Origin of the sequence: Sediminispirochaeta bajacaliforniensis DSM 16054 (assembly GCF_000378205.1) — a bacterium.
Taxonomy (GTDB): Bacteria; Spirochaetota; Spirochaetia; order DSM-16054; family Sediminispirochaetaceae; genus Sediminispirochaeta; species Sediminispirochaeta bajacaliforniensis.
In genome coordinates this window covers 45,845-72,278 of the sequence record NZ_KB899410.1, presented here as the reverse complement: position 1 = coordinate 72,278, position 26,434 = coordinate 45,845, and the positions used below count along the sequence as shown (strand labels likewise).

Annotated in this window: 27 protein-coding genes; 7 read left to right on the top strand and 20 right to left on the bottom strand. The window is 49.9% G+C overall.

The annotated features are described in order from the left end of the window. From F459_RS0105920 to F459_RS0105900, 5 genes are all read right to left on the bottom strand, one after another. Complete coding sequence (locus F459_RS0105920) at positions 1-1,149, bottom strand: NADase-type glycan-binding domain-containing protein (RefSeq protein ID WP_020611817.1); 1,149 nt, start codon at positions 1,147-1,149, stop codon at positions 1-3. A gap of 113 nt (positions 1,150-1,262) precedes the next feature. Continuing rightward, on the bottom strand, positions 1,263-2,348 hold the full coding sequence (locus F459_RS0105915) for an ABC transporter ATP-binding protein (RefSeq protein WP_020611816.1): 1,086 nt from the start codon (positions 2,346-2,348) through the stop codon (positions 1,263-1,265). Positions 2,349-2,360: 12 nt separating this feature from the next. After that, complete coding sequence (locus F459_RS0105910) at positions 2,361-3,230, bottom strand: carbohydrate ABC transporter permease (protein WP_026294915.1); 870 nt, start codon at positions 3,228-3,230, stop codon at positions 2,361-2,363. 11 nt (positions 3,231-3,241) lie between these two features. Then, positions 3,242-4,156, bottom strand: coding sequence for a carbohydrate ABC transporter permease (locus F459_RS0105905; protein ID WP_020611814.1), 915 nt, complete (start codon positions 4,154-4,156; stop codon positions 3,242-3,244). Positions 4,157-4,226: 70 nt separating this feature from the next. Next, the gene (locus F459_RS0105900) at positions 4,227-5,618 is read right to left on the bottom strand and encodes an ABC transporter substrate-binding protein (protein WP_020611813.1); all 1,392 of its coding nucleotides are present in this window, start codon (positions 5,616-5,618) and stop codon (positions 4,227-4,229) included. A gap of 106 nt (positions 5,619-5,724) precedes the next feature. On the opposite strand from F459_RS0105900, the gene F459_RS0105895 reads away from it, so the two are divergent. Both F459_RS0105895 and F459_RS0105890 read left to right on the top strand, forming a co-directional pair. Then, entirely contained in the window at positions 5,725-6,711 is a 987-nt protein-coding gene (locus tag F459_RS0105895; protein ID WP_020611812.1) for a LacI family DNA-binding transcriptional regulator, read from the top strand. A 21-nt stretch (positions 6,712-6,732) separates the two neighbouring features. Next, on the top strand, positions 6,733-7,410 hold the full coding sequence (locus tag F459_RS0105890) for a glycerophosphodiester phosphodiesterase (RefSeq protein ID WP_020611811.1): 678 nt from the start codon (positions 6,733-6,735) through the stop codon (positions 7,408-7,410). A 12-nt stretch (positions 7,411-7,422) separates the two neighbouring features. Here F459_RS0105890 and F459_RS0105885 read toward each other — a convergent pair whose 3' ends face one another. The 5 genes from F459_RS0105885 to F459_RS0105865 all read right to left on the bottom strand — a co-directional run bounded on the left by F459_RS0105885 (position 7,423) and on the right by F459_RS0105865 (position 12,151). Then, a complete protein-coding gene (locus F459_RS0105885) occupies positions 7,423-8,292 on the bottom strand; it encodes a PfkB family carbohydrate kinase (RefSeq protein WP_020611810.1) in 870 nt (289 codons plus the stop codon). Positions 8,293-8,315: 23 nt separating this feature from the next. Further along, entirely contained in the window at positions 8,316-9,077 is a 762-nt protein-coding gene (locus F459_RS0105880) for a glycerophosphodiester phosphodiesterase (RefSeq protein ID WP_020611809.1), read from the bottom strand. Beyond that, on the bottom strand, positions 9,077-9,913 hold the full coding sequence (locus F459_RS0105875) for a carbohydrate ABC transporter permease (RefSeq protein WP_020611808.1): 837 nt from the start codon (positions 9,911-9,913) through the stop codon (positions 9,077-9,079). Before F459_RS0105875 ends, F459_RS0105880 begins: the two co-directional genes overlap by 1 nt. Beyond that, positions 9,910-10,788 (bottom strand): carbohydrate ABC transporter permease, encoded by an 879-nt coding sequence (locus F459_RS0105870; protein WP_020611807.1) that lies wholly within the window; start codon positions 10,786-10,788, stop codon positions 9,910-9,912. Before F459_RS0105870 ends, F459_RS0105875 begins: the two co-directional genes overlap by 4 nt. A 91-nt stretch (positions 10,789-10,879) precedes the next feature. Continuing rightward, a complete protein-coding gene (locus tag F459_RS0105865; protein WP_020611806.1) occupies positions 10,880-12,151 on the bottom strand; it encodes an extracellular solute-binding protein in 1,272 nt (423 codons plus the stop codon). Positions 12,152-12,298: 147 nt separating this feature from the next. Here F459_RS0105865 and F459_RS0105860 point away from each other — a divergent pair, with 147 nt between their 5' ends. The 4 genes from F459_RS0105860 to F459_RS0105845 all read left to right on the top strand — a co-directional run bounded on the left by F459_RS0105860 (position 12,299) and on the right by F459_RS0105845 (position 14,864). After that, positions 12,299-13,264, top strand: a complete 966-nt coding sequence (locus F459_RS0105860) for a sugar phosphate isomerase family (protein ID WP_020611805.1) — start codon at positions 12,299-12,301, stop codon at positions 13,262-13,264. A gap of 40 nt (positions 13,265-13,304) precedes the next feature. Continuing rightward, positions 13,305-13,607: a hypothetical protein gene (locus F459_RS0105855; RefSeq protein ID WP_245540094.1), complete on the top strand. Its 303-nt coding sequence runs from the start codon at positions 13,305-13,307 to the stop codon at positions 13,605-13,607. An 82-nt stretch (positions 13,608-13,689) separates the two neighbouring features. After that, positions 13,690-14,058 carry a ferritin family protein gene (locus tag F459_RS0105850; protein ID WP_020611803.1) on the top strand — a complete coding sequence of 123 codons (369 nt, stop codon included), beginning with the start codon at positions 13,690-13,692 and terminating at the stop codon, positions 14,056-14,058. 8 nt (positions 14,059-14,066) lie between these two features. Next, positions 14,067-14,864: a family 1 encapsulin nanocompartment shell protein gene (locus F459_RS0105845; protein WP_020611802.1), complete on the top strand. Its 798-nt coding sequence runs from the start codon at positions 14,067-14,069 to the stop codon at positions 14,862-14,864. A gap of 231 nt (positions 14,865-15,095) precedes the next feature. Here the strand turns inward: F459_RS0105845 and F459_RS0105835 are convergent, their stop codons facing one another. Beyond that, positions 15,096-15,479 carry a winged helix-turn-helix transcriptional regulator gene (locus F459_RS0105835; protein ID WP_020611800.1) on the bottom strand — a complete coding sequence of 128 codons (384 nt, stop codon included), beginning with the start codon at positions 15,477-15,479 and terminating at the stop codon, positions 15,096-15,098. 122 nt (positions 15,480-15,601) lie between these two features. On the opposite strand from F459_RS0105835, the gene F459_RS0105830 reads away from it, so the two are divergent. Then, the gene (locus F459_RS0105830; protein WP_020611799.1) at positions 15,602-16,453 is read left to right on the top strand and encodes an SDR family oxidoreductase; all 852 of its coding nucleotides are present in this window, start codon (positions 15,602-15,604) and stop codon (positions 16,451-16,453) included. Between the two features lie 228 nt (positions 16,454-16,681). On the opposite strand, the gene F459_RS0105825 is transcribed toward F459_RS0105830, so the two are convergent. The 9 genes from F459_RS0105825 to F459_RS0105785 form a co-directional block, all read right to left on the bottom strand. After that, positions 16,682-17,494 (bottom strand): DODA-type extradiol aromatic ring-opening family dioxygenase, encoded by an 813-nt coding sequence (locus tag F459_RS0105825; protein ID WP_020611798.1) that lies wholly within the window; start codon positions 17,492-17,494, stop codon positions 16,682-16,684. A gap of 50 nt (positions 17,495-17,544) precedes the next feature. After that, the gene (locus F459_RS0105820; RefSeq protein ID WP_020611797.1) at positions 17,545-18,375 is read right to left on the bottom strand and encodes a MurR/RpiR family transcriptional regulator; all 831 of its coding nucleotides are present in this window, start codon (positions 18,373-18,375) and stop codon (positions 17,545-17,547) included. A 58-nt stretch (positions 18,376-18,433) separates the two neighbouring features. Further along, positions 18,434-19,258, bottom strand: coding sequence for a QueT transporter family protein (locus tag F459_RS0105815; RefSeq protein WP_020611796.1), 825 nt, complete (start codon positions 19,256-19,258; stop codon positions 18,434-18,436). 53 nt (positions 19,259-19,311) lie between these two features. Continuing rightward, positions 19,312-20,115 carry an energy-coupling factor transporter transmembrane component T family protein gene (locus F459_RS0105810; RefSeq protein ID WP_020611795.1) on the bottom strand — a complete coding sequence of 268 codons (804 nt, stop codon included), beginning with the start codon at positions 20,113-20,115 and terminating at the stop codon, positions 19,312-19,314. 1 nt (position 20,116) lies between these two features. Next, positions 20,117-21,829 carry an ABC transporter ATP-binding protein gene (locus F459_RS0105805; protein WP_020611794.1) on the bottom strand — a complete coding sequence of 571 codons (1,713 nt, stop codon included), beginning with the start codon at positions 21,827-21,829 and terminating at the stop codon, positions 20,117-20,119. A gap of 78 nt (positions 21,830-21,907) precedes the next feature. After that, the gene (locus F459_RS0105800; RefSeq protein WP_020611793.1) at positions 21,908-22,957 is read right to left on the bottom strand and encodes a translation initiation factor eIF-2B alpha/beta/delta subunit family protein; all 1,050 of its coding nucleotides are present in this window, start codon (positions 22,955-22,957) and stop codon (positions 21,908-21,910) included. Between the two features lie 121 nt (positions 22,958-23,078). Further along, the gene (locus F459_RS0105795; protein WP_020611792.1) at positions 23,079-24,317 is read right to left on the bottom strand and encodes a hypothetical protein; all 1,239 of its coding nucleotides are present in this window, start codon (positions 24,315-24,317) and stop codon (positions 23,079-23,081) included. Beyond that, on the bottom strand, positions 24,314-25,096 hold the full coding sequence (locus F459_RS0105790) for an outer membrane lipoprotein-sorting protein (RefSeq protein WP_020611791.1): 783 nt from the start codon (positions 25,094-25,096) through the stop codon (positions 24,314-24,316). The genes F459_RS0105795 and F459_RS0105790 overlap by 4 nt, the downstream gene beginning before the upstream one ends. Before the next feature lie 47 nt (positions 25,097-25,143). Next, on the bottom strand, positions 25,144-26,430 hold the full coding sequence (locus F459_RS0105785) for an ABC transporter permease (protein WP_020611790.1): 1,287 nt from the start codon (positions 26,428-26,430) through the stop codon (positions 25,144-25,146). Between the last annotated feature and the right edge of the window lie 4 nt (positions 26,431-26,434).

The window sequence follows — 26,434 nt, the reverse complement described above, 5'->3', positions numbered from 1 at the left end:
TTACGGCCACTCATCAACAAATGTATACAGCATGATCCGATCAGGATCCACAACCCGATAATACTCTCCGTTTACGTACAACCCCGCAGTTCCGTCGAGCTTGATGGGAATCACCGTCCTTACCGTTACATAGTCGATTTGTTCGTCCTTGATGATCCTGAAATTCGCAAGGGTATAGGAGGGAGGATAGCGGTCATAGGAAAACCTTTCATGAATAAAATAATCGTAATTATCCGGATCGTAGCCTTTTACATCGCCTTCAAAAACAAGGAGCCGATCCTCGTAATCAGAATCTTCAAAGTAGAAATCATCTTCTTTTTCTTTATTTCGGAGATATGCATCCACTCGTTTCTGAGGCATGGGCTGCTCATAGGAAACCTTCGTCATTCTGCCTTGCCCATCGGATCCCATCAGATTTTTGATGATATAGCCGTAGCCGGAATCGTTAACGATATAAAGGGTATCGTCACTGTTGCCGTCTTCGGACCGCTTATAGAGGGCCGCAAAATGCTCCTTGAAGTTTTCGCTGTCCTCCTGAAGCATCAGGCGCGAATTCTCTTCCTGAACGGCCCGTATGGCCGCAAGGTTCGTAAAAGGAATAGGTTTTCCTTTATACAAAAGGCGCATATCAGACAGACAGGTGTCGTCGTATTTACTTCCTTTGTATACCTTCTCAATCTCAAGGGTGATGGTTTGGGCCGTCTGGGGAAGTCCAAACGAGATGGCCTGCCATCCCTCCGTATCATCCTTCAGGGTATAGCTTTTCTGCTGAAAGTGCTCTCCGGCGACCTGGGTCAGCTTCAGTTCCGCGACCCGATTATTCTTGTGGTAATAGTCGTTACCGCTTGCAAAGCCATTGACGATCTGAATCTCGTCAAAGGAAACCGGCTGAGCGAATTCAACGGTAACGGCCTCCCCTATTCCCGGCCCTCCGGCATCGGCTTCGCACCAGGTGGTGGAAAAATCCCCGTCGAGAATATTAATGGGGGGATAAAGGTATTTCCCCTGGAACTGGGCCTCCACCAACTCCGACGTCGCCGTCACCGATTGGATCTCGGCATGATCGGTCTGGGCCATAAACCAATGTTCCTGGGCATATAAGGAAAAGGGAAGTAAAAGAAAAAGCACAACACTTTTATAATATTTCACACATAGCTCCTTACCCCTTGATGCGTGTTTTACCTATTCATTCTATACACGTTTCCAAAGTAAGGACAATAGAGCATCCCCTCTGGGATGCTCTAAAAAACATGCCGACACTTTTAGTTCCAAAGCAGTGATTGTTCCGTTTGAGCATCAAAGAACTGCCACGCATCGGGGTCCGGTCTGAAGAAGACCTTCTGGCCGGGACGTATGCCCGATCGGGGATCCGCAAGGAGAACAATTTCCTGTTCGCCACAGCGGCATTGCAGCAAATTATCCCGGCCGAGGGGTTCAACAAGGGAAACAACAGCAGAGGCCGCATCTTCGCTTTCCTCGGATAGGATCTCGATATTTTCAGGACGAATTCCGACCGTGAGGTCTGCAGGCATCGGTTGAGGCGTGCGCTTCCTGGAAATGCGAAGAAGGCTGCCGTCCGACATCTTCACACAGGACATATCGGCCTTATCGATCAGGCTACCCTGCCAGATATTCATCGGCGGATTCCCGACGAATTGTCCGATGAAGAGGGTCCTCGGATGTTCATGCAGTTCCAGCGGCGGCCGATACGACTGGAGTACTCCATCTTTGATCACCGCAACCCTGTCTGCCATGGTCATTGCCTCGACCTGGTCGTGGGTCACATAGATGCAGGTGATACCAAGCTCCTTTTGAAGCCGCTTGATCTCGCTTCTCATGGTAATCCGTAATCTTGCATCCAGGTTGGAAAGCGGTTCGTCGAAAAGAAGCAGTTCAGGCTTTTTTATCAGTGCCCGTCCAAGGGCCACCCGCTGCTGCTGTCCCCCGGATAATTCACCGGGCTTGCGGTGCAGAAGGTTTCCAATCCCAAGCATTTCCGCGACCTCCGCAGTCTCCTTTTCCATCTCCTGTTTCGACGCCTTTTTCAGTTTCATGGAAAATGAGATATTCTCAAACACCGTCATATGGGGATAGAGGGCATAGCTTTGGAATACCATACCGATGTTTCGGTCCTTCGGCTGAAGGGTGGTGACATCACGGTCGCCGAAAAAGATGTGTCCGCCATCGGGCTTGTAGATACCCGCGGTCATCAGCAGCGTGGTTGTCTTGCCGCAGCCGGAAGGGCCGAGAAAGGCGACGAACTCGCCACTTTCAATCTCCAGGCTGATCTTATCAACAGCCGTCGAGTTTCCGAATTTCTTTGTCAGTGTATCAAGTATTACCTTCATCTGTTTCCTCGCTTATACGCCACCGTGAGATCCGCCGGAGAAGATCTTCATCAGATATCGTTGGTTGAATGTGTAAAAAATCAGTATGGGAATGAGCTGAAACAAGCCGACGGCGGCCAGCACCCCGTACTGAATGGAAAGAGAATCACTGTGCATCATTGAATTCAGGTAGGTGGAAATAACCGCTTTTGAACCGCTTGTAAGAAAGGTATAGGGAATGAGAAACGAACTCCACCCCGTCATAAAAGAGAAGATCGAGAGTGCCGCAATTCCCGGACGAATCTGAGGTACCATGATGTTCCAGAAGGTCCTAAAACGGGAACAGCCGTCGATCAGGGCTGCCCGTTCGATATCCCAGGAAACGGCATCGAAAAAGCCTTTCATCAGCCACATACCAAGGGGAAGTTGCAGGGCAAGACTGACCAGGATAACCCCTCCCATGGTGTTGTAGCCCATAAAACTACCGAGAACCGGAAGATGCGAGAAAAAGCGGAGTACAAAATAGATGGCGATCAGGAGGGTGATACTTGGGAATGCATGAAGCACCAAGGTCAGCGACAGAAAGGACTTGCGTCCCGGAAATTTGATGCGGGAAAGCGCGTATCCCGCCGAAGCGGAAACGACCAAAACTCCGATGGTCATCAAAAGAGCAAGAATAAAGGTATTGAAGGTTACGATCCAGATATCGGGATTATGGAGAAACTGCCAGTTTTTCAGGGTAAGTCCTCCGAAATTTCCATTAATGTCTACCGGTTTCAAGCCATACGTCCTCTCCGAGAAGGTCGAGATAAACAACCAAAGGTATCCGACGATAATCGGGAGAGAAAGGACCAGCAGTATCAGAAAGGCCAGGGGCGTAAAATAGTCTCGATGTTTTTTCATGGTACGCTTCCTCATAATTCATCAATCAACGGCTCTTTTACCAGATCGTTGAACTTGAAATACTTCAGATAGATAATGGCGAAAATAACCCCGACGAAGACGAGAACCGCCGAGAGAGCGGCCCCAAAGCCGTACTGGAAATTTCCATAGTAATTATTCAGGGCCTTGTGATAGGACCAAAGGGCCCACACCTCTGTTCCGAAATTACCATCTGTCAGGATAAGGATGCTTTCGAAAGAGGTAAGAAGAGAGAGGGTTTGGTAGGTTGTCACAAACAACAAGGGCCATTTTAGTTGGGGAAGAATGATATATCGTGCCCGGTTAAAAAACGAGGCGCCATCTACGAGGGAGGAAACCATGATATCGTTCGGTATGGCTTCTATTGCGGAAGAGAAGAGAATCATTCCGAACGATGCCCCGATATAGCCGTTCACCAAAACCGCAAAAAGCATGGCATATTCCGGAAGCCAGTTACTGGTGGAAAGGCCAAAGGGTATCCGAAACAGCTGGTTGATAACGCCGTAGGGAGCATCTGCCGCAAGCATCGTCCACATGAGAACATACACCACCGGCGGCGTGATCCTCGGAAGCAGCCATAATGAACGAAAAATCTCGCCGAGTCGTTTCGGCATGTGATGGGCGAGAATGGCGACCAGAAGCCCCATACCGACATTAAAAAAGCTCAGGGTGCAGGCAACATAGATCAGCGTGGTGGCAAAATTTGACCCAGAGTCGGGATGCTTCAGAATTTTTATATAGTTGGCCAAACCTGTCCATGACCAGTTTGAAAATCCCGTTACCGAGCTCATGTTCGTCAGAGAAATACCTAAGGTAAGTATTACAGGAATAAAAAAATAGAGCACGACCAACACCGCTGCGGGAAGTATGAACCAGTAACCGGTCAAAGACCGTTTGTGTTTTCTCATGCATTACACTCCTTGATGAAAAACAAAAAGATCGGTCCGGAAACTCTTTCCCGGACCGACGGAACCTGTCTCATTTCACAATCAGCTGATCATCAAGTTCAAGTTTCATGATCTTAACGGCATCCTCGGCAGCCTCTTCGGGGCTTTTCTCCCCTTGTTCCGCTGCAACCATATTATCCCAAAGACTATCGAACCAGGTACCATAGAGAACATGGTTGGGCTGGTAGAAATTGTTATCGAGCAGATAGGTAACATCCGCAAGAAATTTATTTGATGTATAGGCATCATAGCGTGCTTGGGATTGAAGGATGCCGAGGTGTCCGCTTTCCACCGCATGGCGGGTATTTCGTTCTGTTGTCGTCATGAGAGCAATCAGCCGTTTGGCAAGTTCCTGGTCTGTAGATCCCGAGGCTCTTTCACTGGATATCAGATAGACAAGCGGATGACTCAGCGTGCTTCCCTTCCGACCTCGTATTCCACTTGGCTCATAGGCGTACCCGATATTCGCAAACAGGGCATCTTCACCACCTTCGGCATAGTTCTTCGCCCAGTCGGCCCACATCCATGTGCCGCCGTTAAAGAAAAGCGCTTTATTATTGGAAACGACATCGTGCCAAATGTTCCACTCCGTTCCGATATAGGTGGCAGGGGTGATTCCCGTCTCTACACAGGAGCGTTGAAATGCATAAAATCTAACCAAGGCATCCCTTGTTACGACCAGCTTATCCTCCTGTGCGTCGTAGATCTCTCCGCCGAAGGCGCGATAAAATTGTACGAAATCACCGCCTTTTTTGGGTCGGTGCCAATACCCGTACCCAGGTTCCACGCCCCCCATCTCCACTGCTTTTTGGGCTGTCGAGACTAGATCCTGCAAGGTAAATTTTCCTTCCTCGATATCCTTTGGAAGTTGGGCGATTTGTGCGTCCGTAAAACCCACCTTTTTGAGCAAAGTTTTATTGAAATACATGGGTCGGGCCTCGGTGTCCTGCGGAACACCCCAGATATTGCCATGCCAGGATGCACAGTTCCAAAGCGAAGGAATAACATCTGCAAATTGTTCCGTCTCACCCTGAATCTCCTCCACGGAAGAAGCCAGAGGAACAATGTATCCCGCCTGTCCCCACGTTGCGATATCTTCATGTCCCGACACAACGATCAGCGGAGCCTCCCCGGAGTCTGCGGCAAGGGAGTATTTTTTCTTATAGCCGCCCCAATCCCCTTCATCCAGTACCGGCACCGCTTCCACGGTAATCTGACTTCCTTCGGCTTTGAGCTGGGCGTTGAGCTCCTTAGCGGCCTCAACTGCAAGGTCGGCCCGCCAATGGTTGATACCACCCTCTCTTGTCCAGACCTCAATGCTAACGGTACGAGGCCCGGATGAAGCCTCCTGGCCTCCGTTCGCATACAGTGTGGTTGCCGCCAGGCACAAAATCAGCATCACCGCAAAACAGTTTTTTTTCATGAGTCCCTCCTCATCTTGATTTGCAAATATTTAGAAAACGCTTGCGTAATTATTGCAACAGGTTTACACTGCTGTCAAGTTTTTTTTGTGATAGGATGTACACAGGATGACGCTGAAAGAATTGTCGGAACAACTGAACGTATCCCCTTCAACGATATCGCGTGTATTAAACGACAAACCGGGAATCAGCAGTAAAACCAGAGAAAAGGTTTTGGAGGCGGTGAAACAAACCGGCTTTTCCCTAAATTACGCCGCGCGTAACCTTGCAACTTCGGAACCACGATTTATCGGAATCATCGGAAGAAAACGAGGTGGTCAACAAGACAGCATTTTTTTTCATCACTCTATGGCACAGTTTGAGGAATACTTTGAACATAGTGAGTATCAATGTGTCAATCTATCGGTGTACAAAGAAGAGGTGGACTTTACCGGGACCCCGCTCTCGGTATCGGATTTTGCAGGTTTTATCGTTCGGGGACAGAGCTTTCCCGTCAGGACGATTCTCACGCTTAAACAGACCGGTGTTCCCATCATCCTTTTGGAAAACAAGCTTTCCGAAACGGACCTCGACCATGTCGTCTGCGAAGACAGGCAGATAGCCTTCGACCTGACGAAACACCTAATCGACAGAGGCTACAAAAAAATCGTACATATAACAGGGCCTGAGAGCTGGTACAACAATAGAGAACGTATTGCAGGCTATACCGATGCGGTTACCCAGGCGGGCCTGAAGTCTGAGATTCTGTCGATGGAAGACACCACAGTCGGCACCGGGTCGGAGGCTTTCGAGCGATTACAACCGAATAAACTCGAACATCTCGGTATCATGATGGTCAATGACGCCATGGCAATCGGTTTCCTCGATACCGCCCGGAAAAGAGGCTTTCTTGTTCCCTCGGACATCGGGGTAACTGGATTCGATGATATCCCCTGGGCCCGGCTTGCTTACCCGCCGCTGACAACGGCCCGAGTTTTTATCGAGCAGATGGGAAAACTTGCCGCAGGGCGATTGATGCAAATGATCGAAGATCCCGACAGCAGGCCCATTGCGATACGCGTTCCCGGAGAGATCATTATTCGGGAAAGCACCTAACGTTTCTTACAGAGGTTCAACATGAAAATAATCGGCCACCGCGGGGTCCCCGCACAAAAACCGGAAAACACCCTGGCATCATACCAGAGAGCCGCCGAGCTTGGTGTCAAGATGATAGAACTTGATGTCTATGTCTGCAGAACCGGCGAACTTGTCATCATGCACGACGATAGAATAGACAGGACGACAAACGGAAGCGGACTAGTGTACGAAAAGACATTGAAAGAGCTTAAGGGCTTTGATGCAGGAGAAGGAGAGCAGATTCCAACCCTTCAGGAGGCTTTAGACCTTTTGGCCGGAAAAACGGATGTCAATATCGAACTTAAAGGAAGAGGGACAGGAGAAGCTCTTCATGCATTTCTTTCCCGCTACCTGCCGGAGCGTTCATGGGAACCTGGATCTCTTCTGGTCTCTTCTTTCAATCTTCCGATGCTGCATGAGTTCGCGTGTTTAGAGCCTGATATTCCCATAGGCGCACTCCACGGAGGAATACCCATCAACTACAGCGACTTTGTAAAGCCGATGCACCCCTATTCTCTGCACTATAATCTTGAATTTATTGATCAGAAGATGGTCGACCATGCTCATCGGCAGGGCTACCAGGTCTACATCTACACGGTGAATCATCAAGACGACTATCTGCGCATGAAACAAATGGGAGTGGATGGGGTCTTCACAAACGACCCCACCGCCCTGTAGGAGCTTCGCCCATTACGATCGAGCGTCCTGCTCCATACGTTCTATAACCTGTGCCATCGTCCCCGAAAAGGGGCCTGGCTGTTCCATTTTCAGAGAACAAAGGGCTGCCGCAAAGGAGACCGATTCCTGTGGACCATGGTCGATCCGCCTTGCCAGGTAAGCGGCAAAGGTCGTATCCCCTCGCCCGGTTCGTCCCGAGAGGTTCTTCGGCGTAAAGGGGGCCCGATATACCCTTCCGTCGGTATAGAGTATCACCTCGCTGTTGTGGGTGACCATCACCTCCCGTGCTCCCCAGGAGGCAAGCAGCTCGGCAGCTTCTTCGCGGTCATCAGAACCGGTGAGAATCTTTGCCTCCGCAGCATCGGTTTTCAGATAGTGGATCATTGGAAGGTAGCGTTCCTTTTCCGCCCAATCGGAAAAGGAAAGGGCCTTTCCGTCGTTGCACCGCAAAACGCCCTGGGCATCCAGAGCGACCTTTCCGTGCTTCGCGCATAAGGGTATCAGGCTATCCGGTATCTCTCCCCGGAAAAGGCCTGCAAGATGAATGATCGATCCATCGAGATGGGCCTCAACCGAATCATCGAAGGGCCGGGCCTGCGATAACAGAACCACATCGCGGGTTTCACAGTCCGCGGTATGGTAGATGTTTCTGATACTGGTTGTGGCGGGCGAATCGAATCTGACGACATCGATTTCCCTGTTACGAATGACATTCAAAGCCTCATCGTCATCGGCAGACGCGATGGTTAAAACCCGGACCGCTTTCCCTGCACTTTTTGCCGCTGCCGAAGAATAGATGACCGGCCCGCCGGTAAAACGCTGCACACCGTCAACGTACTCCATAATGTCCTTGGAAATATGTCCGACCATGGTGATGTCCATTTTTATGCCTCCCTGTTATGGTCTTATTGTTTTGGATGTTTAATCCAATCGGTATCGTATAAACGTAATTTCCTGCCCGAATTCCGCCGAAGAACGGTCCGCAGCAGATCCACATTGTTCGTCGTAATCGAATAGACGCCGAGGGTAATCAATTCCTGCATACGTTCTTCATCGTCTACGGTCCAAACCAAAATAGGAATATCATAGAGCCTTGAATAGCCCATAAACTCCGGCCTTAAATCTTCACACGAGATATTAAGACCAAAACAATTCAGCTCCTTCACCGCCGATAGTTGCGCCCGCATATAATCACGATAGTCCGGAACCTTTTTCCAATCCCACGGATCGGCATTATACAGAACCCGCGACCTGGGGCTTTTTCTATGCAACTCCTCTACTTCCGGCCGCCCACATCCGGAAAAAATAAAGGGCCGTTCAGACTTGTGGCGATCCAATATACGCAGCAGAGGGTCGATAGCCCGCTGCTCTTTGATATCGAGGTTCAGACCAATGCGGTGATCCTCGCATATTCGCAGTGCTTGCTCAAGTGTAATAACAGTGGGATTCGTCTCAAATAATTGAGCGGATGTAACCTCGGCAATCACCGAATTACCAACTGCCGGGTCATGAGAGAGTATGACCACATTATCAAGGGTGGCACGGACATCTATCTCGATGATATCGGGGCGCTTCTCGCATGCAAGCTTCAGATAGGCCATGCTGTTGGCCGGGGTCGAAAACCCTCCGCTGTGAACGGTAATTAAAGGCCTGTGTTCCGTTGTCATTATTTCAAGCTCATCGAAAAACCCTTCGTATAATACTTATATACGAAGTTGGAAAAGAGCAGCACCGGCACCGTTGTCAACAATCCGATACTCATCAACTCGCCCCATAGCGTCTCGTACTCACCTATGTAGTTGACAATAACCAGCGGCAAGGTTTCCAGAGAGGGGGTCCTGACAAAGAGCAGGGCGAAGAGAAACTCATCCCATGCAGAGATGATCCCGAAGATGGAAGTGGCGATAATACCCGTCCTGGCAAGGGGAAGAACGATATTGCCCAAGATGTACCAGCGACTTGCCCCGTCGATAAGGGCAGCCTCTTCAAAGGAAATCGGAACAGATTTGAGAAATCCGAAAATCATCCAGATACAATAGGGCAAGGTATAGACCTGATAGACCAGGATAAGACCAAGCAACTTGTTGATCAGGTGCATCGAGTTAAACATGGTATAGAGGGGAATCGCCAGTACGACCGGGGGCAATATTTTCACAACCAAGACCCACACAAGGAAAAGCGAGTTGAATGCCAAGGGAAACCGGTATCGAACCAGAGCATATGCAGCGGTAAAGGAGAGGAAAAGAGAAAGACCTGTGGCACATACGGCCACAATCAGGCTGTTGAGCATATTATGCAAAAAGCCCGATTGCAAAACCGCTTTATAATTCATGAAGGTAAGATCATGAGGAAAAAGGGTCGGCTTCGGAAGAATAACCTCTACCGGTGTCTTACAGGACGTTGCGATGATCCAATAGATGGGGAACAGGATGATGCCCATGATGACGACCAATACAATCCAGAACAGGGGATTGGAACTTTTCTTTCGTATATGCTTTCTCATGCATCCTCCTGAAGGATCTTCCTGATGTAGATCAGGGAAATCCCGGCCGCAACGATCAGGGTAATGATGGAAGCGGTTGAGGCCCTTCCCAAATTGAAATAAGAAAAGCCTTCGCGATAGATAAAATAAGAGAGCGTCTCCGTCGAGTTACCCGGACCGCCCTGAGTCAGGGCATACACCTTGCCGAAGAGCTTGAAGGTATCGATTGTTCTCAGCATGATCAGAAGCATGATCTGGCTTGAGAGGATAGGCAGGGTAATTCGTCCGACGATTTGATGGTATTTTGCTCCATCGATTTGCGCAGCTTCGTAGATTTCACCTGGTATCGAACTCATCGCCGCCTGGGTCATGATGAAGGTAAAGGGGGTCCACTGCCAGATATCGACGATGACAATGGAGAAGAGAGCCTTCCCCTGATCGATCAGCCACCCCACGGGCTTTGCGCCAATGGATCGCAGGGTTGCGTTAAAAAGACCGATATCGTAATGGTACATGGTCTTCCAGATGGCACAGATGACCATCGTCGATATCATCATGGGAAAAATCGATATGATCATGAATACCCTTTTACCGGCGAAGCGGCCGTCGAAAATAAGGGCGAGGATGATCCCGCCCGCAACCTCCGCCGCCGTGGCCAAAAGCGAGAAAAGCAGGGTATTGAGAAATGCCTGTTGAAATAACTGTTCGCCTAGGATCTCCTTAAAATTACCAAGGCCTACAAAGGTTTTTATATCGGTAATATAATTGTATTTGAAAAAAGAGAGGTCGACGACATGTATGACAGGATAGATGGTCAGCCAAGCCATAATCGCCGCCGCCGGGGAAATCAGAACGAAAAAAAAGAGATTTTTCCGGATGTAATTTCCAGTCCTCATGTAGTAGTCTCCTGTCGCATAAAAATGAGTACCGAAACGCAATAAAGAGCACGATAAGGCCGGGAGGCCCCGGCCTTATCGTGAAAAGCGGCTACTTAAGAATATTGGTGATGCCCTTCTCCGCTTCCGCCAGCGCCTGCTCAGCGCTTATATTCCCCATAAGGGCGAACTGAAGCACTGTACCAAGTTGGTCCTCCACTTCCTTCCACTTTGTTGTTCGTGTACGGGCCACGCCGCTACGCAAGGCATCGAGCTGTGCCGGATACCAGGGATATTTCGCCTGCTGGGAAGCGAGCTTATAGACCTCGCTTCTCGTCGGAGGTAATCCTACGCTATCGGACATTGCCACCTGCATATCGTAACTTGTCAGAAAGCGCAGGAAATCAAAGGCTGCCTGCTGGTGCTTCGAGGCCTTTGGAATTCCGGCCAGCCACACCCCGATCATCGGTGACGATTTCTCAACCTCGCCGGGATGTTTGATCACCTTGACCTTTCCGACAACGGAAGATTTCTCCGGATTTTCCAAATCGCCTATCCAGCCTGGCCAGACCTCGGTTGCTATCGCCGCTTTACCGGAATAGATGGCGTCTTTAACCTGGGCCGACTGATACATGGAGACGCCTTCGGGAGCGTACTTGCTCAGCTCGAGAAAATAGTGTAAAGCGTTGAGTCCTTCGGGTGAGTTGATGGTTACATTGCCGTCGGCATCAAGGATCTTTCCGCCGAAAGCCCAGAAGATGGGAAGAAATCCGGTAACAATTGGATTGCCTTTTACCCCTCTGAAGACGACGCCGTCGAGGGAAGGCTCATTTTTATCGATAGTCTTCACCGCCGTAAGGACTTGCGACCAGGTTTGTGGCTCTTGGAGGCCGTACTTTGCAAATAGGTCCGTTCGATAGGCAAACAGCTCCACGTTACCTGCAAAAGGAAGTGCATAGAGGGTTCCATTTGCCGTATAGGGATAGCGCCCCAACCTCAGCGTCGGTTCGATGAAGTCGGAATCGATGCTAACTCCGGCCTGTTTGTAAAGTTCATCGAGGTTCGCAAGCCAGTTTACTTCCAGAAACTGGGTGGCATTGGGATCATCGATGAGAATCACATCGTATGTACCTGTCTCACTTCTCATGTCGATCACGGTTTTTTCAAACAGACTGCTTCCCGAAAGCTTCAATACCTCAAAGGATACCTCGGGATGCTTCTCGTGGTATGCATCCGCCGCCATCTGCATGGCCTCGCCGTAAGCGCCGTCCCGGCCGGCGATTGTCAACTTGATTTCTTTTTCCCCACTTTCCTGGGTTCCGCCGGCAAAAAGTAAACCGACGGTCGAGAAAAGAAAACACAGCATAGCTATTCGCTTCTTCATATATCCCTCCTGTTGATTGATATCCTATCATGCATGGTCTCACAAGCAAGCTTGTTCGGATTTTCACTTAACAACTCGATACCGCATAGGTTATACTTTTTACTTAGCATGTGACGCTCATAAACTAAGCAACGACATGGAGCCGCTATGATCACACACAGGGTTAAACGACAAGATCTTATCATGGCGTTGTTTGTCCTTTTTTCCTCGGAATACGATCGCCAGTCCCATGAATCCATCCTCGATATCGTAATACCGATATCCGAGGTAAAAGCGTATATCGAAAAGCGTTTTCGCGTTTCTTATTCCGGGAGTAGCTGGATCTATACGCAAATTCACAACTATGAAGACGAGATCGGATACCGGCTCTTCGACAAAGAACGTACCGACAAGGATGAATACGCCCTGCGTTTACACCGTTCCATGCTGGCCTTTGCCCAAAAACGGCACCTTTACATCAACCAAAAGATAAAAGTCAGTAATGCTCTCTACGATATGATCCTGCACCGAAGCGATAGCCGCCAGTATGCAGAAACCTCGGCACCGACGATTAAGCTGCTCATCGATGCCGGCAGTACCGTTTACCACCTCGCGGACATCATTGCAAACCACAGCAGTGAATCGTCCATTTATTATGAGGTATTCACCCACAACATCAGTATCATTGAACGATTTCTCGAACCACATGTAAAAACGGAGCAAATCACGGTCAGAACCCCGGCAGGAGAGGTAGATCCCGTTACCAATTCGATTCTCGGAGACGATATTTCCCTTTATAAAGGGCCCACCTTCGACATGATCATCCAGGGAACCTCATTCTTATTCGACGGAACCGTAGGCGTGGAGCAGGAACGGGAAAGCAGGGTTAAACAAAAAATTCTCAAAGAGACACAAGGCCCGAAAATCCTCATCCTCACCGGACATGAAATTCGTACGGAGCCTCCAGAAAAGTCACAATTCCCCTTTGGAAAACTCACGGATTTCGACCTCCTGGTGGTACCCTTCAATGCCAGAAGCAAGGCGAAAAACCTCAACGCCATGCTCGAACGCTACGAATCGGTACTGAAACCGGAGATTATGAACTGGAACTACAGGATCTATCATATCCAATAGTAGCTTTTCTCTGTCAGATGCATGTTATATGCTGGTGGACATGGAACCTTTTAAGATCATCGAAGCAGAATTGTCTCACATCCCCGATCTATGTAAACTTCTGGCGCTTCTTTTTTCCCAAGAAGAGGAGTTTTGTCCGGACCGATCAAAACAGGAAGCGGGACTTTGCATGATTATCGAAAATCCCGATGCAGGTTTCGTCCTTGCCTCGCTGAAACATGAAAGTATCCTTGGCATGGTAAATAATCTTTTAACCGACGGGACCAATACCGTCGCTCATCATTTCTATCAAAAGAATGGCTTTTCATATTCAAACATGCAAATATTCAGAAAACTGCTTTAATTAAGGATAAAGCCATAAGAGTTTCCTTGACAGCTTAGCCTTGACGATCAAGAATAGGGTATGTCAACAAGGAGGAGGCATTATGGAATTCGGAAATCCTTTCAGCGTAAAAGATAACGACAGAATGCTCAATCACGGCGAGTTGGTGCGGGCCATCAGAATGATGGTGGCGGCGGAATACGAGGCAACTCAGCTCTATGAACAGTTGGCCGCATCAACGGATAACACCCTTGCTAGCCAGGTATTACTAGATATTGCCGACGAAGAAAAGGTACACGCAGGAGAATTCCTTCGCTTACTCAAAGAATTGGCACCAGAGGAAGAGGGTTTTTACCAACAAGGCGCCGAGGAAGTCGAAGAAGAGTTCCTGGGAGGAACCTCGAAGTTGACCGGTACCGCTTCGCAGGAATCAGGGAGTCTTGGTATCGGCAGCCTAAAGGGCCGGGAATAGGAGGTAACATGGATATCCTGAAACGAGATCTTGCGCCGATAAGCGATGCTGCATGGAAAGAAATAGACGAGATGGCGAGGGAGACTCTGGCCGCCAATTTGTCGGGACGAAAATTCCTTGACGTATCCGGCCCCCACGGTATTGGATACACGAGTGTAGACCTGGGGCGACTTGCCCTCAGCAAGGACCAAAAAAAAGACGAGGTCCGATACGGCGTCTATATGGTTCAGCCTCTGGTGGAAAGCCGTATCGGTTTTTCTCTGAAAACCTGGGAACTGGACAACATCGAACGGGGGGCCCTTGATATCGATCTGACCCCAGTCGTAACGGCGGCAAAAAAGATGGCGGCTTTTGAGGAAACGGCAATTTTTAAGGGCTTTAAGCCCGGTATGATTACCGGTATCCAGGATGCCGTCGACAGTGACAAAATACCGCTTAAGCTCGAAAATGAAGCGATCGTCGATGCCGTTTCCGAAGCAAAAACCAGGTTGCTTGCGGAAGGTGTCAGGGGTGCAAGTAACCTTATTGTCAATTCCGAATTGTGGAAGTTCATGGGTCGTCCGACCCCTGGCGGATCACTAAAAACCTTAGTGGAAAAGCAAATTGAGGGTAAGGTCATCTACTCAGGGTTTGTAGATACGGCCATCCTCGCCTCCGATCGGGGAGGAGACTTTGAACTTACCCTGGGGCAGGACTTCTCCATAGGCTATCATCATCACGATTCCGAAGAGGTTCATCTTTTCTTCTCGGAATCCTTTAGCTTCCGCGTCATCACCCCGGAAGCTCTGGTCTGCTTTAGCATGTAATTCTGTGCTCCCCGGCTTTACGGTTGTGAGGCCGGGGACCCTTCTGCCGGCAACCTATCCCACGGGGATATATTTAGCACTTGCATAGTGTTCCGAATCCTGGTGGTCAAAGCATCCCAATTCTTTTTCTTTCCATCAATTACAAGAGTGCAGGTGTAAAAGATCAAGTAATCCGGGAAATGAAAGAATTTCTCCGGAGGAAACGGCATAAAACCACCAGGATTCCGGACACTACTCCATGCTTACCTCTTCGCACGACTTTTCGGTACGAGAGAGTGTGCTGCCCCTCGAGTCCATTACGGTATAAAGCTGCTGGATTACATACAGAATCCCTTCGGCAATTCGTGCACCTGCATCGGTTAGCCCATATTCCACATGGGGAGGACGCTTTTCCAATTCCCGGCGGTAAACAAGTCCCTCTTCTTCCAGAAGTTTGAGACTCTTCGACAGCATTCGCTCGCTAATTCCCTCTATCGATCGAGCCAGTGTACCGAAACGTGCAGGCCCTTCCTGAAGACGTGCAAGGATAAGGACGCCCCAGCGACTGAATATATGCAAAAAAGCGGACCGGGAGGGACAACCGGCGGCAAACACATCGTACGGAATTTGCTTCATACCATCACCATGCAAAAAAAATATTGAACACTACTAAACGTACCATAAAAAAAAAGAGTTGTCACTTACTAAAAGTTAGTACTATATTTCATGAATAACTAACTTTTAGTAAGGAGAAAAAGATGATGTATGGAGTAACAGGGGCCACTGGAGAGCTTGGATCACTGGTAGTTTCACAGTTGATAAACCTCGGTGTTCAGCCTTCTTCTATCATTGGCCTTGCAAGAAACAGATCAAAAGCGGAACATCTCGAAAAGCAGGGAATTACCGTGCGTATCGGCGATTATGATGATCAAGACTCACTAAGGAAGGCCTTTATCGGGGTGGATCGCCTTCTTTTGATATCAAGTTCCGAAGTGGGAAAACGAGCTACACAGCATCAGAACGTTATTGAGGCTGCACAGGATGCCGGTACCAAAACAATCCTCTACACAAGTATTACCAGGGCCGATACCTCAGACAATCCGCTATCCCCCGAGCATAGAGCGACCGAGGAGCTATTAAGGCATTCCGGCCTTTCATTCGTTATCCTCAGAAATAACTGGTATGCGGAAAATTATACCGGAGATATCCGGGCTGCCCGAGACTCCGGCACAATAGCTGCAGCCGCGGAAGACGGCAAAGTAGCATCGGCTTCCAAAAGTGACTATGCCGAAGCAGCGGCAAAAGCACTTGTTTCGGAAAGCTATGACGGCATGACCCTGGAACTCGCAGGTGCCCCCTGGAATTATGAGCAGCTTGCCTCAGCAGCAGGAAAGGTACTGGGAAAGGATATTCGGTATGAACGGATCAGCGTCGAAGAACGGAAACAACGATTGGTTGCAGCAGGAATGCCCGAGGCCGGGGCCGCTTTCTATGCACAACTCGACGAATCCATAGCTGCCGGTACCCTTGATATCTCAAGCAGCGATCTCGAAAAAGTATTGGAGCGCTCACCGCTCTCTCTTGAAGAGCAAGTGAAAAAGCTGCTTTAGCAGCTCATATCGTTAGGGAGGCTCATCCCTCCCTAACGATTATCGGCTGTTGCTTTCTCGCAGAGAACGGCCCCATTCAACGGCCTGATGTTCCTGTCAACATATTCCCAATCGCCTCCAAGGACCGTACCGATGAAGATCTACCAAACCCCTTTATCCAAGATGCCCTCATGGAAGAGTCTTCTGGACATCGTTCGCACATCCCCGAAGCTACTCCGTCGTGATAGGTCAGCAAAACTGCAGAGCAATAGCCCGCTTTCCCAGAATATGATCGTCAAACACAAGGCGGGCCTTCTGTCCGGACATTCCCAAACAGACATGTAAGGGAAGCAGATGCTCCTCTCTCGGATGGCAATACCTGGCATGGGGAGCATCAGTCCAGGCCGTCAGCTTTTCTTCCCGCTCGGAGCTGCTGTAATCACCGGTACAAACATCGATAAGCCACTCCTGAAACTCATCATTCGCAGGATCCTCCTGATTCGACGAATCCCAGGTAAAGGCCCGCATATTATGAAACGAAAAGCCGGATCCGATGATGAGGATGTTTTCATCTGCCAGCGAACGAAGGGCCCGGCCCAAGGCAATATGCTGTTGCGGCTCCAATCCCCGGATAAGGGACAATTGCGTCATGGGAATATCGGCATCGGGATACATCATCTTCAAAGGAATGAATAGACCGTGATCAAAACCACGTCTCTCATCTATTCTCGAAGCAATGCCGGCCTCCTGAAGGGCCCTTTGCATGGTTTGCGCCAAACGAGGCGCTCCTGGCGCAGGATATTGCAGCTCGTACGCCTCCTTCGGAAAGCCGTAGTAATCATAAAACAGCGACGGGGCCTCGGCCCCGATGATGGTCGGAAGCGGCTCCTCCCAGTGGGCACTCACAACGACAACAGCTTCCGGTTTCGGCAACTGCCGGGGAAGCTCTTTCATAAAAGCGATCATCGCCGCATGACTTGGGTCGCCGAGAATCGGGAGAGGGCCACCTCCATGAGAAAAATAGATGATATTTCCAGGCCTCTTTTCCGAACAATCTGCCATAAATTTTTCTCCTATAACGGCTATTATATGAGAAAAATTTGAAGATGCTACTATGCTTCCGGGAAAAACGCGTCCCAGATGCCATCTTCAAGCCGGCGGCCGCGATCTCCCAGTCGTCTCGAAAGGGAAAGATAGATAGCCTGCACAATGGCATGCTGAGCGATCCGGGAGGCGACCGTTTCGGGGTTTGGCTCATGGCAAACCGACAGCAGGAGAACATCGGAGGCCTTGGCAAGCTCGGTCAGAGCATTCCCCGTGATGGTCATCACAGGGACGTAGGAACGTTTTGCAACCTCTACGGCTCTCATGACCATATCGGAAGCCCCTGACTGGGATATCACGAAAAGAAGATCCTTCTCGCTCAGAAGTGCCGCATGCATGATTTGCAACATCACATCACTTGCCACCGTGCAGTTGATGCCGAGACGAAACAACCTATTATAAAGTTCGTGAGCTATAGGTCCCGAGGTTCCGGAACCGGTTATCAAGACTTTTCCGGCATTCTGGAGTAGATCCATACCTCGTTCAAAGGTATCCTCATCAAAAGCCATGGCGGTTTCATCCAGAGCCTCTTTACTTTTCCTGATAATCGCCCGAAAAGGGCTCTCTCCGATAGTCTCATCTCCGATGCTTTCGGGAAGCGATCTGATGAGAGCAATCTTCAACTCGAGCCATCCCCGGTAACCGATACTACGGCTAAAACGCATGGCCGTCGCATCACTGACGCTGCTCTCCCTGGCAACCTCGGCAAGGGACATCTCCACCACACGAGAGGGATAGGAAAGAATGAATTTCCCTACCTTCTTTTCAGAAACGGAAAGCGAGGCATAGGCAGTTTTCAGACGTGTAAAAAAATCTTTTTTTAAGGGGGAAGATGACACGTATTTCTCCATTTATACAGACCGGCACCACTAACGGCACCGGTCCGATGATTACCAATTACGATTCTTTTTTGGGATAGTTCTGCAGGAACGAGGAGATAATCAACCCGGCAGTACCGATACCTCCTATGAGAACAACACCGGCTGATCCCACATCACCTCCTGCACCGAACCCGCCATAGAGTAGCTCTTGCCCTACGCCAAAGGCTGCAAGAAAGCCGCCGATGAGTCCTACAAGGATGCTGATGACCATGATAACGGCACCGATCCTGGAAAGCTTTCCGGCGACGGGAATATCCTCTTCATCCATGAGATCAGTCCAGAGGAGGTCCCACTTCACGATCCTGGGATAGAGGATCAAGAGAACGGGAATACCAAGGACGATCGAAGGGATGCTGTTGTTCAGGGTAATGATACTTCCGAGAGCCGCAAAGGGAACCATACCGAGGACATCAAGAAACCAGGCGATGGGAAGCGCACAGGCTGCAGCGCCAAGAATGGCAACGACCACGTATGTAACAACCTTTCTTCCTGATTTCAGATCCGGGGTATACTCGCCGGAGGGAGCAAGACCAAGATTAATCCACAGCTTATAGGGAACATAAGCAAACATGAAGTTCCCCACAAAGCCGGAGATACTGCCGATTCCAAGAGAACCGAAAAAGTCTCCGATAAGGTTTCCGATGGCAGATCCCCAGGCACCGGCAGGACCGAAAAGCAGGCCAAGAACTACGGGAAGTGCGCTTCCAGGTCTGACCTCGGTGATACCGGGGATAAGTACAAAGCCCTTAAACGGAATCAGCAGGGCCGCATACAGGCCGGCGCTCAGTGCCACAAGAACGACCATTTTGGTGTTTTTCCACATGGCAAACACATCTCTCATAAGCAACTCCTTTTATTATGTATTAGGTACCTCAAAAGAGGCACACGATACACCTACAGAGAATAATCGGCCCAAGGGAAGGTGGAAACCAGGGAATGAAACGCCGCAGCATCAAAACGAATATAGGCAACCACCGCCACAACGGCAACACCGATGCAAGAGGCAAGGAGATCCTTCCACGTCATTTTCAGATCAAGATAATTGGTCCGTTTTTCGGAATAACCGAACCCTTTCGACTCAAGGGCCATGGAAAAAACATTTGTTCCCCTGATCACCGAAACCAGGGTGGGAATCATCAAAGGAGCGTATTTTCGAATCTTTTCCAGGATATTTCCGGAGTCAAGATCTAATCCCCGGGACTTCTGCGCCTGAATGATTGTATAGCTGGTCGCCACAATCATCGGGACCAGCCTGATGGCGGTCGAAAAGGCGAAGGCCCCGCGATACGGCAGATGAATCTTTACCAGTCCCTCCGAGATTTCCTCAATTTTAGTCGTGCTGAGGAAAACCATACCGGCAAGGATCATGAGGTTTGTGCGAATGGCGGTCATACATCCGTAAAAGAGACCATTGAGAGAAAAGATGAGGAAACGCTCTCCTCCCCCTTTCCCGGCGATGGCCCAGATGACAAGGGAAAAGAGGCTTATCATCAGCAGGACCACCTTGATTCGCTTCAAATTGGAAAGGATTTTAGCTGCTGCCCCGTGGAGCAAAACGAGAAGGAGCGTCGCACTCAAGATAATGATGTTCTTTGATATGACACCGACGGTAAAGGTGAGGAACATCAACAGCAATTTTGTTCTCGGATCAAGACGATGGATACCAGTCTTCAGATCCATATATAAAAACATATCCATCTTACATCCCCTCTGTACACAGCTTCATTTCATTGATGGAAAGCAATGTCCTGCCCAACAGATTGGAAAGGGAGACGATGTGAGGTGTCTTGAGATATGAGGCGGTAAGCTCTCCTTCCCTGGCAAAGACCTCCCTCGTCGGGCCATCCATCAAAAGCCTTCCATCCTTGATCACCGCCACCCTGTGGGCGTATTCGGCGACTACCCACATGGTGTGGGTAATCATGATGATGGTATGACCTGCCTCGTTAAGCTTTCTGATCAGTTCCATCATCCGGCGCTGCTCCTTGAAATCAAGTCCGGTCGTCGGTTCATCAAGGATGATGGTCTTCGGCCTGGCCGAAAGGACCGAGGCGACGGCAACCCGCTGACGCTCTCCCTTGCTTAAAGAGAAGGGATCGGCCTCTTCGTAGCCGGTCAACTCCACCGATTCCAAGGCCTCGCCCACCCGACGACGCACCTCCTCCTCTCCGCAGCCGCGGATCTTTGGACTGAAGGCGACCTCGTCGTAGACCGTGTCCGAAAAAATCTGGTGATCGGGATTCTGAAACACATAACCGATCTCCTTACCGATCTCAAAGATGGAGTGCTCTTTGGTGTTCTTTCCGTAAACGACGACCTCTCCTTCGGAGGGAAGCAAAAGTCCGTTTAGATGTTTTACCAGGGTGGTTTTGCCGCTGCCGTTGTGGCCAAGCAAAGCGACGAACTCTCCCTCGCAAATCTCAAGATCGACGTCACTGACAGCCTTGTTCCCGTTGGGATAGACATGAGAGAGCCCTTCGACTCGGACAACGGGTCCACCATAGGTAGCCCGGCGCTCCTTCTCACCGGCCAAAAGGGCTTGATAGGCTCGATCTTCAATCCGCAGTCCCCGCTCGTTAAAAAAGGTCTTCCCTTCCTCAGGGGTAATGGGAAGCCGCTCCCCCTCAATATGGAGAAGTTCATGAAAAAACTTCGGAATCTGAAGGCTCATGATGCCGATATCATCGGTAAAAGCCACATCGCGAAGTAGCTGATTCGGCTTTCCCTCTTTAAGGATCTTCCCATCCTTCATGAGGACAAGGCGGTCTGCATTCAGCGCCTCTTCGGTCTCGTGTTCTATGATGATAAGGGTAAAATCACTGCTTGCATGAAGCTCCCGCGCTATCTGAAAAATTCCCAGTTTGCCCATGGGATCCAGATCAGTGGTTGGTTCGTCCATGCAGATGATTTCGGGAAAGGTGGCGAGGACCGAGCCGATCGCCAAGCGTTGCTTCTGTCCTCCCGAGAGGGTTGATGGTTGCCGCTCCTCAAAGCCTTGAAGGTTAACGGTATGTAAGACCTTCTCGATTCTCTTTACGATCTCGCTCCTCTCAACTGCAAAGTTTTCAGGCCCGAAGGCTATCTCGAGATTGACGTTCGTGGAAAAAAGCTGGGCCTCGAAATCCTGAAAAACCAATCCGACTGTACGCGCCATAGAGCTGACGCTATTTCCCTTTACCGGCTTTCCATTCACTAAGACCTGCCCTTTGTACGTTCCTTTCAGAAAACCGGGGATAAGACCGTTCAAACTATTTGCCAGGGTCGACTTGCCGGCCCCGCTTGGTCCCATAACAACAACAAACTCTCCCCGTTCGATACTCAAATCGATGCCGCCCACGGCCTCAACCTCGGGATTTCCCCGGTAGCTGAAATGCAAGCCCTGAATATCGACAGCCTTTACCCCATCTTCCATGGGGACCTCCTTTATAACCTTTTCGATACCGGCACACCAATTTATTGAATACACCGGTTCCGCCGATGATCGCTCCCGTCACAGAGCGCTCTCCCCTTCCCCGTACTCACGCCTCAGTAGATAAGGCGAGATGAGCCCCTTGGGAGTAATGATCCCGGCAATCAGGTGGGGGGGCACGATATCAAAGGCGGGATAATAGGCCTTCATCGTATCGGTAGTAGTTGCAAGGCCCCGAAGGTGTTTTACTTCCTCGGGATCGCGTTGCTCAATGATGATGGAATCTCGTCCCACCTTTCTCATGTCGGGGTCTCCTGAGAAGGGAAAATACGGAATTCCATGGAATGCGGCGCTTATGGCATTTTGATAGGTTCCGATTTTATTGGCGACCCAGCCATCGCTCACGGCAATGTCTACGGCGGTCATGTATTTCTGAATTTCACCCTGGCTCATGAGATAAGCAGGCATGTTATCGGTAATGAGGGTTACATCGGCTCCTATCTCTTCAAGGCAGGGAGCAGTCAATCGTGCACCCTGAAGATAGGGACGGGTTTCAGGGGTATACACCTTTATACGTTTTCCCTGCTCCATGGCAAGGGCAATGGTAAGGATAAAAGAGGTTTCGGCGAAACACATGGTCAACACCCCATCGCCGTCGTCGATGAGAGAGGAACCAATATCCGCCATGGCAAAGGCCCGCTCTTCATAGCGGGACTCATAGGTTGCAATAAACGCCCCGGCGCTTTCGCCGCAGGAGCCTCCCCTCCCAAGACTATCATGAATCGCCGATACCATCAGCTCAAGGACCCTGACCATGGTTGTATTGGTCGGGCGTGTCCTTTCAAGGCGCTCTTTTGCCTGGACAAAAAGTGCCGGGTCACGGGGCAAGCGCCCCTCATCCATCCGCTTTGCAAGCAGCAGCATTGCCTGCATCGCCGCTCGAACCGGTCCGCCTCCCTGGGTAATCATCTTTTCGATGGCCCAAGCGACATCCTCCGTTTCCCGGCAGCGGAAAAAACTTTTTTCAAAGGGATAAAGGCTTCTGTTTCCAATGAGAACTTCATCCCCTTCGATCCGGGCGATGTTCTCCTTCTTGAGAATAAACGGCATATAATCGCTTAGATGTCGCATAAACCTTCCCATATGTTGCTAAATGTTGTATCACAACATTTTTATTACAATTTCGTATTCTACACTTCATATCGTAATTGTCAATGGAAATACATCGTTCGTGTTCACAGATGGCCGGTCCCTAAAAGCGAAGGGTAAAAGTGGTATGAACAGAGCCGTAGGTTCCGGCAAATATAGGCCCGAGCTCGCCCCGCTCTCCTGAAGAAAGGAACTCACCATCCAGGGAAAGGCGTCCGGTCATCGCCAGTGTGCACCCCTGAAAAGGTTCATATTCAAAACCCATCGCTGGTGAACAAGAAAAATCGTCGGGAGTAAAGAGAAGGGAAAAATTGATACGTGTATAGTCATCAAGGCTATAGATTCCCTGAGCGTAGAGGTAATTCCTCCTGTTGTAGTCGGAAAGCTCCTCTGCGTTGAGTTCCGCCGTATCCAACTCACGTATAGATTGCGAGTGTCCCAGGTATCCGGGACCATTAAAAAGGTACTGAACAATAGTGTAGAGATCACCGTCAAAGAAAGAGGCATCCAAGCCCAAGGCAGCCTCAAGTCCACTCCACCCCTCCGGATCAGCGGGATCAAAACCATAGAGGGCATCGAGAACAATCCCCACAGCCGTATCGAGCTTCAGAGACACGCCGCTCCGATGGAATCCCATCCAGTAATCCTCATCAGGGGCCTGAAATGAGTAGAGCAGCTGAACACTAACGTTAGACCAGTGGTTTTCCCCGGAGGCACCGAAAAGGAGCCCATCTCCAGCTGTTTCCAGAGGATCAACGCCTCCGGCGGAAAAAAACAGGATCTTCGTAAGGTCAGATGGATAAAAAGCAAGGGTCCCGCCAAGGGACCCCCTTGGCCTTGCATCAGGCAAGAGAGGATTTGGAGGATTGAGAAAATCTGTCGGACGAAAGGCCTGACCGTAGCCAAAGGCAACCCGCATAAGCCCCAACTCGATATCGGTCACCTCTCCCCGAATCTGTGCGTAGAGCCGTTCCAACTCCAGCTTTGCCACATAGTTTTCATCATCTGTCGAGCTCTCCGCCTGGTCGTTCGAATAGAGCAGCGTCTCGGCCCCGCTTCCCGTTGCTGCGATAAGGTTTACCGCAGCTTGCACAACCGCCCGGTCGCCTAAAGAAGAGCGCATGCGTACATTGGCGTACTGCTCTGAGCCATAGCTAAAATCAGAGGCCTTTCCTGCTCCTGCTACCGTATCAAGGGTTGTAGTCAGAATACCGGAAAAAACAGGTTCTGCAATAATCGGCATAGCAACGACCATGAAAAGCGTGGCGATAATAAGACCATGCCCAAACAGGCGGCCCCGACGGCAAGCCACGGCCCCTAAAGAACCTTGCCACCGTTTCATCTTTCAAGATTCCGCATACTGAAAACCGAATCGTTCACCGGAGCATCCAGGACCACATCGTGCATAATGAAAAGGGTCCGACTATTCTTACGTAGCAAATCCCGCATCTCAAACTCAACAGGGAATCGACGGTCATGAATGACATCCGCACGAATCAGGGAATACTCCTTCAGCTTCGCACCCGACAAGGCGTAAAATTCGGCATGAAGAAGATCACCGTTTTCTTTGTCGACCCAAAACTTTCGCCGAGGATAGCTCTCACTCTCTTTTTTGGCAGCTAAGTCGAGCACCCAGGCGGGATGTCCGTCGATGGTATCACTCCCGATGAGGCTCGGATTGTAACGGTCGGACATCTTATTATTTTCGATGGTATCCTCATAGGAAAGATCCGAGCCCATCATCGACTCCTTCAGCAGATGACCGGAAATCAGCATAACCTGTTCGCTATCGGGAGAATAGACATAGAGGCGACCGCTTCGTTTAAGATACTTCGTACCGAGATCTTCCTGATTGACGAATTCGATGAAGCTGTCTGAGTTTTCCTTTGCCACAGCCTCAAAGCGTTTTTCATAGCGGCGCCCCTGGTATTCGATGATCATCTCCCCGGTATAGGTAATGGTATCGTAGACCTCGTTATCGTCCACTTGTGCCAACAGCTCGGCGGCTGAAGGTTCGCCCTCCACCACCGCGGGGGATAAGAAGAAAAAAGAAAAAACTGCAGCACATAGCAGCACCACCGGCACAATCTCGGATCTTCCGCAGCTATTATACTTTTGCATCGTACACTCCTTTGCCCATGATATTGCTCGGGCATTTTGATGAGGACTCATCGCCGAAGGGCCTCTACCGGTTCAATGAAGGCACTTTTCAACGAAGGAATCAGCGTACAAAGGGAAGAGACAAGGATACCGAAGACAAACCCTTCCATGAGAATCTTCGGAGAGAAGGTGATGAAAATGGTACCTGAGACGGGAAATTCCTTCATGCCGCCTCCGGTAAAGGTATCCATATCCAGAGGAAATAGAGAGCCTATCCATGTTACGAGCCCGCCGAAGAACATGCCGACGGCAGATCCCAAAACGCTCAGAAAGACAGCTTCCAGAAAGAAGACGGTAACGATCTCTCTGCGAGTCATCCCCAAGGCTCCCATCATACCGATTTCCTTAATACGCTCATGAATGATCATCAGAACGGTGTTGATAATCAGAAAACTGGCGACAATTTGAAAAACAAGAAAGACAATGACATACAGAAAGGAGGTCTGCCGCATATAAGCAACCCAGTAGTTATCCCCCCATTCGCGAACCGTTTGCCCCGGCCCTAACATCTTCGCAACTTCATCCCGTAAACGGAGGGCATCATCGGCATTTTCGGCATAGATGAACATCTGTTGGGTAGCCTCCCCCAAGACAAGGATGCGTTGGAGGCGATCAATGGGGACGAGAATAACCTCTTCGTCGAACTTTCGATAATCGAACGCAAATATTCCTGTTATCACAGGTCGCCAGTATTTATCGGAAAACTGTGCGGACACTGTTTTTAAAGGTATTGGGTCTCCGATCTTCACCCCGGCCTTCCGTGCAAACTCAAGGCCCACGGCGCATTCGTTACTCCCGGCCCTGGGAAAACGGCCTTCGATCAAACCATCGTCACGATCGGTCAAATTAAAAACATTTACCGCACGCTCCCGCTGTATATCAATGCCCCAAAGCAAGGCGTGTTTTACCGTACTATCGAAAAGCGAGGCATACGTGGTAATCCTCGGCAAGGCGGCCTTTACACCGGGAAGAGCCTCGATCTCGGCAGAGAGTTCGGTAGCACTTTTCCCGTCGGCAATGGGATACTGAACCGGATAGTATTCCCGTTCCTCTTCAAACAGGTTGCTAACTACATTGACATGGCCGGTTTCATAGGTCCTTACAGCCTCCTCTATCCCCTCTATCATCCCGGAAATCCAGGCCTGCATAAAAATATTAAAAAAGACGGCAACGGCAACGGCGATAATACAAAGGATTGTCCTTCTACCGTTTCGCCAAATATTACGATACGCTATGGTCGATAGGGTGAGAAAATCACCTTGCCCCCGCAGCTCTTTATCCATGACATTCTCCATTATC

What these genes read in the sequence shown, in the direction of transcription:
- F459_RS0105800 (WP_020611793.1), bottom strand. Translation starts at nt 22,957, where the DNA reads ATGCGACATCTAAGCGATTATATGCCGTTTATTCTCAAGAAGGAGAAC.
- F459_RS0105885 (WP_020611810.1), bottom strand. Translation starts at nt 8,292, where the DNA reads ATGGACATCACCATGGTCGGACATATTTCCAAGGACATTATGGAGTAC.
- F459_RS0105875 (WP_020611808.1), bottom strand. Translation starts at nt 9,913, where the DNA reads ATGAGAAAGCATATACGAAAGAAAAGTTCCAATCCCCTGTTCTGGATT.
- F459_RS0105835 (WP_020611800.1), bottom strand. Translation starts at nt 15,479, where the DNA reads ATGAAGCAAATTCCGTACGATGTGTTTGCCGCCGGTTGTCCCTCCCGG.
- F459_RS0105845 (WP_020611802.1), top strand. Translation starts at nt 14,067, where the DNA reads ATGGATATCCTGAAACGAGATCTTGCGCCGATAAGCGATGCTGCATGG.
- F459_RS0105855 (WP_245540094.1), top strand. Translation starts at nt 13,305, where the DNA reads ATGGAACCTTTTAAGATCATCGAAGCAGAATTGTCTCACATCCCCGAT.
- F459_RS0105860 (WP_020611805.1), top strand. Translation starts at nt 12,299, where the DNA reads ATGATCACACACAGGGTTAAACGACAAGATCTTATCATGGCGTTGTTT.
- F459_RS0105910 (WP_026294915.1), bottom strand. Translation starts at nt 3,230, where the DNA reads ATGAAAAAACATCGAGACTATTTTACGCCCCTGGCCTTTCTGATACTG.
- F459_RS0105890 (WP_020611811.1), top strand. Translation starts at nt 6,733, where the DNA reads ATGAAAATAATCGGCCACCGCGGGGTCCCCGCACAAAAACCGGAAAAC.
- F459_RS0105865 (WP_020611806.1), bottom strand. Translation starts at nt 12,151, where the DNA reads ATGAAGAAGCGAATAGCTATGCTGTGTTTTCTTTTCTCGACCGTCGGT.
- F459_RS0105790 (WP_020611791.1), bottom strand. Translation starts at nt 25,096, where the DNA reads ATGCAAAAGTATAATAGCTGCGGAAGATCCGAGATTGTGCCGGTGGTG.
- F459_RS0105795 (WP_020611792.1), bottom strand. Translation starts at nt 24,317, where the DNA reads ATGAAACGGTGGCAAGGTTCTTTAGGGGCCGTGGCTTGCCGTCGGGGC.
- F459_RS0105900 (WP_020611813.1), bottom strand. Translation starts at nt 5,618, where the DNA reads ATGAAAAAAAACTGTTTTGCGGTGATGCTGATTTTGTGCCTGGCGGCA.
- F459_RS0105915 (WP_020611816.1), bottom strand. Translation starts at nt 2,348, where the DNA reads ATGAAGGTAATACTTGATACACTGACAAAGAAATTCGGAAACTCGACG.
- F459_RS0105815 (WP_020611796.1), bottom strand. Translation starts at nt 19,258, where the DNA reads ATGAGAGATGTGTTTGCCATGTGGAAAAACACCAAAATGGTCGTTCTT.
- F459_RS0105905 (WP_020611814.1), bottom strand. Translation starts at nt 4,156, where the DNA reads ATGAGAAAACACAAACGGTCTTTGACCGGTTACTGGTTCATACTTCCC.
- F459_RS0105785 (WP_020611790.1), bottom strand. Translation starts at nt 26,430, where the DNA reads ATGGAGAATGTCATGGATAAAGAGCTGCGGGGGCAAGGTGATTTTCTC.
- F459_RS0105850 (WP_020611803.1), top strand. Translation starts at nt 13,690, where the DNA reads ATGGAATTCGGAAATCCTTTCAGCGTAAAAGATAACGACAGAATGCTC.
- F459_RS0105825 (WP_020611798.1), bottom strand. Translation starts at nt 17,494, where the DNA reads ATGGCAGATTGTTCGGAAAAGAGGCCTGGAAATATCATCTATTTTTCT.
- F459_RS0105870 (WP_020611807.1), bottom strand. Translation starts at nt 10,788, where the DNA reads ATGAGGACTGGAAATTACATCCGGAAAAATCTCTTTTTTTTCGTTCTG.
- F459_RS0105880 (WP_020611809.1), bottom strand. Translation starts at nt 9,077, where the DNA reads ATGACAACGGAACACAGGCCTTTAATTACCGTTCACAGCGGAGGGTTT.
- F459_RS0105810 (WP_020611795.1), bottom strand. Translation starts at nt 20,115, where the DNA reads ATGGATATGTTTTTATATATGGATCTGAAGACTGGTATCCATCGTCTT.
- F459_RS0105895 (WP_020611812.1), top strand. Translation starts at nt 5,725, where the DNA reads ATGACGCTGAAAGAATTGTCGGAACAACTGAACGTATCCCCTTCAACG.
- F459_RS0105805 (WP_020611794.1), bottom strand. Translation starts at nt 21,829, where the DNA reads ATGGAAGATGGGGTAAAGGCTGTCGATATTCAGGGCTTGCATTTCAGC.
- F459_RS0105830 (WP_020611799.1), top strand. Translation starts at nt 15,602, where the DNA reads ATGATGTATGGAGTAACAGGGGCCACTGGAGAGCTTGGATCACTGGTA.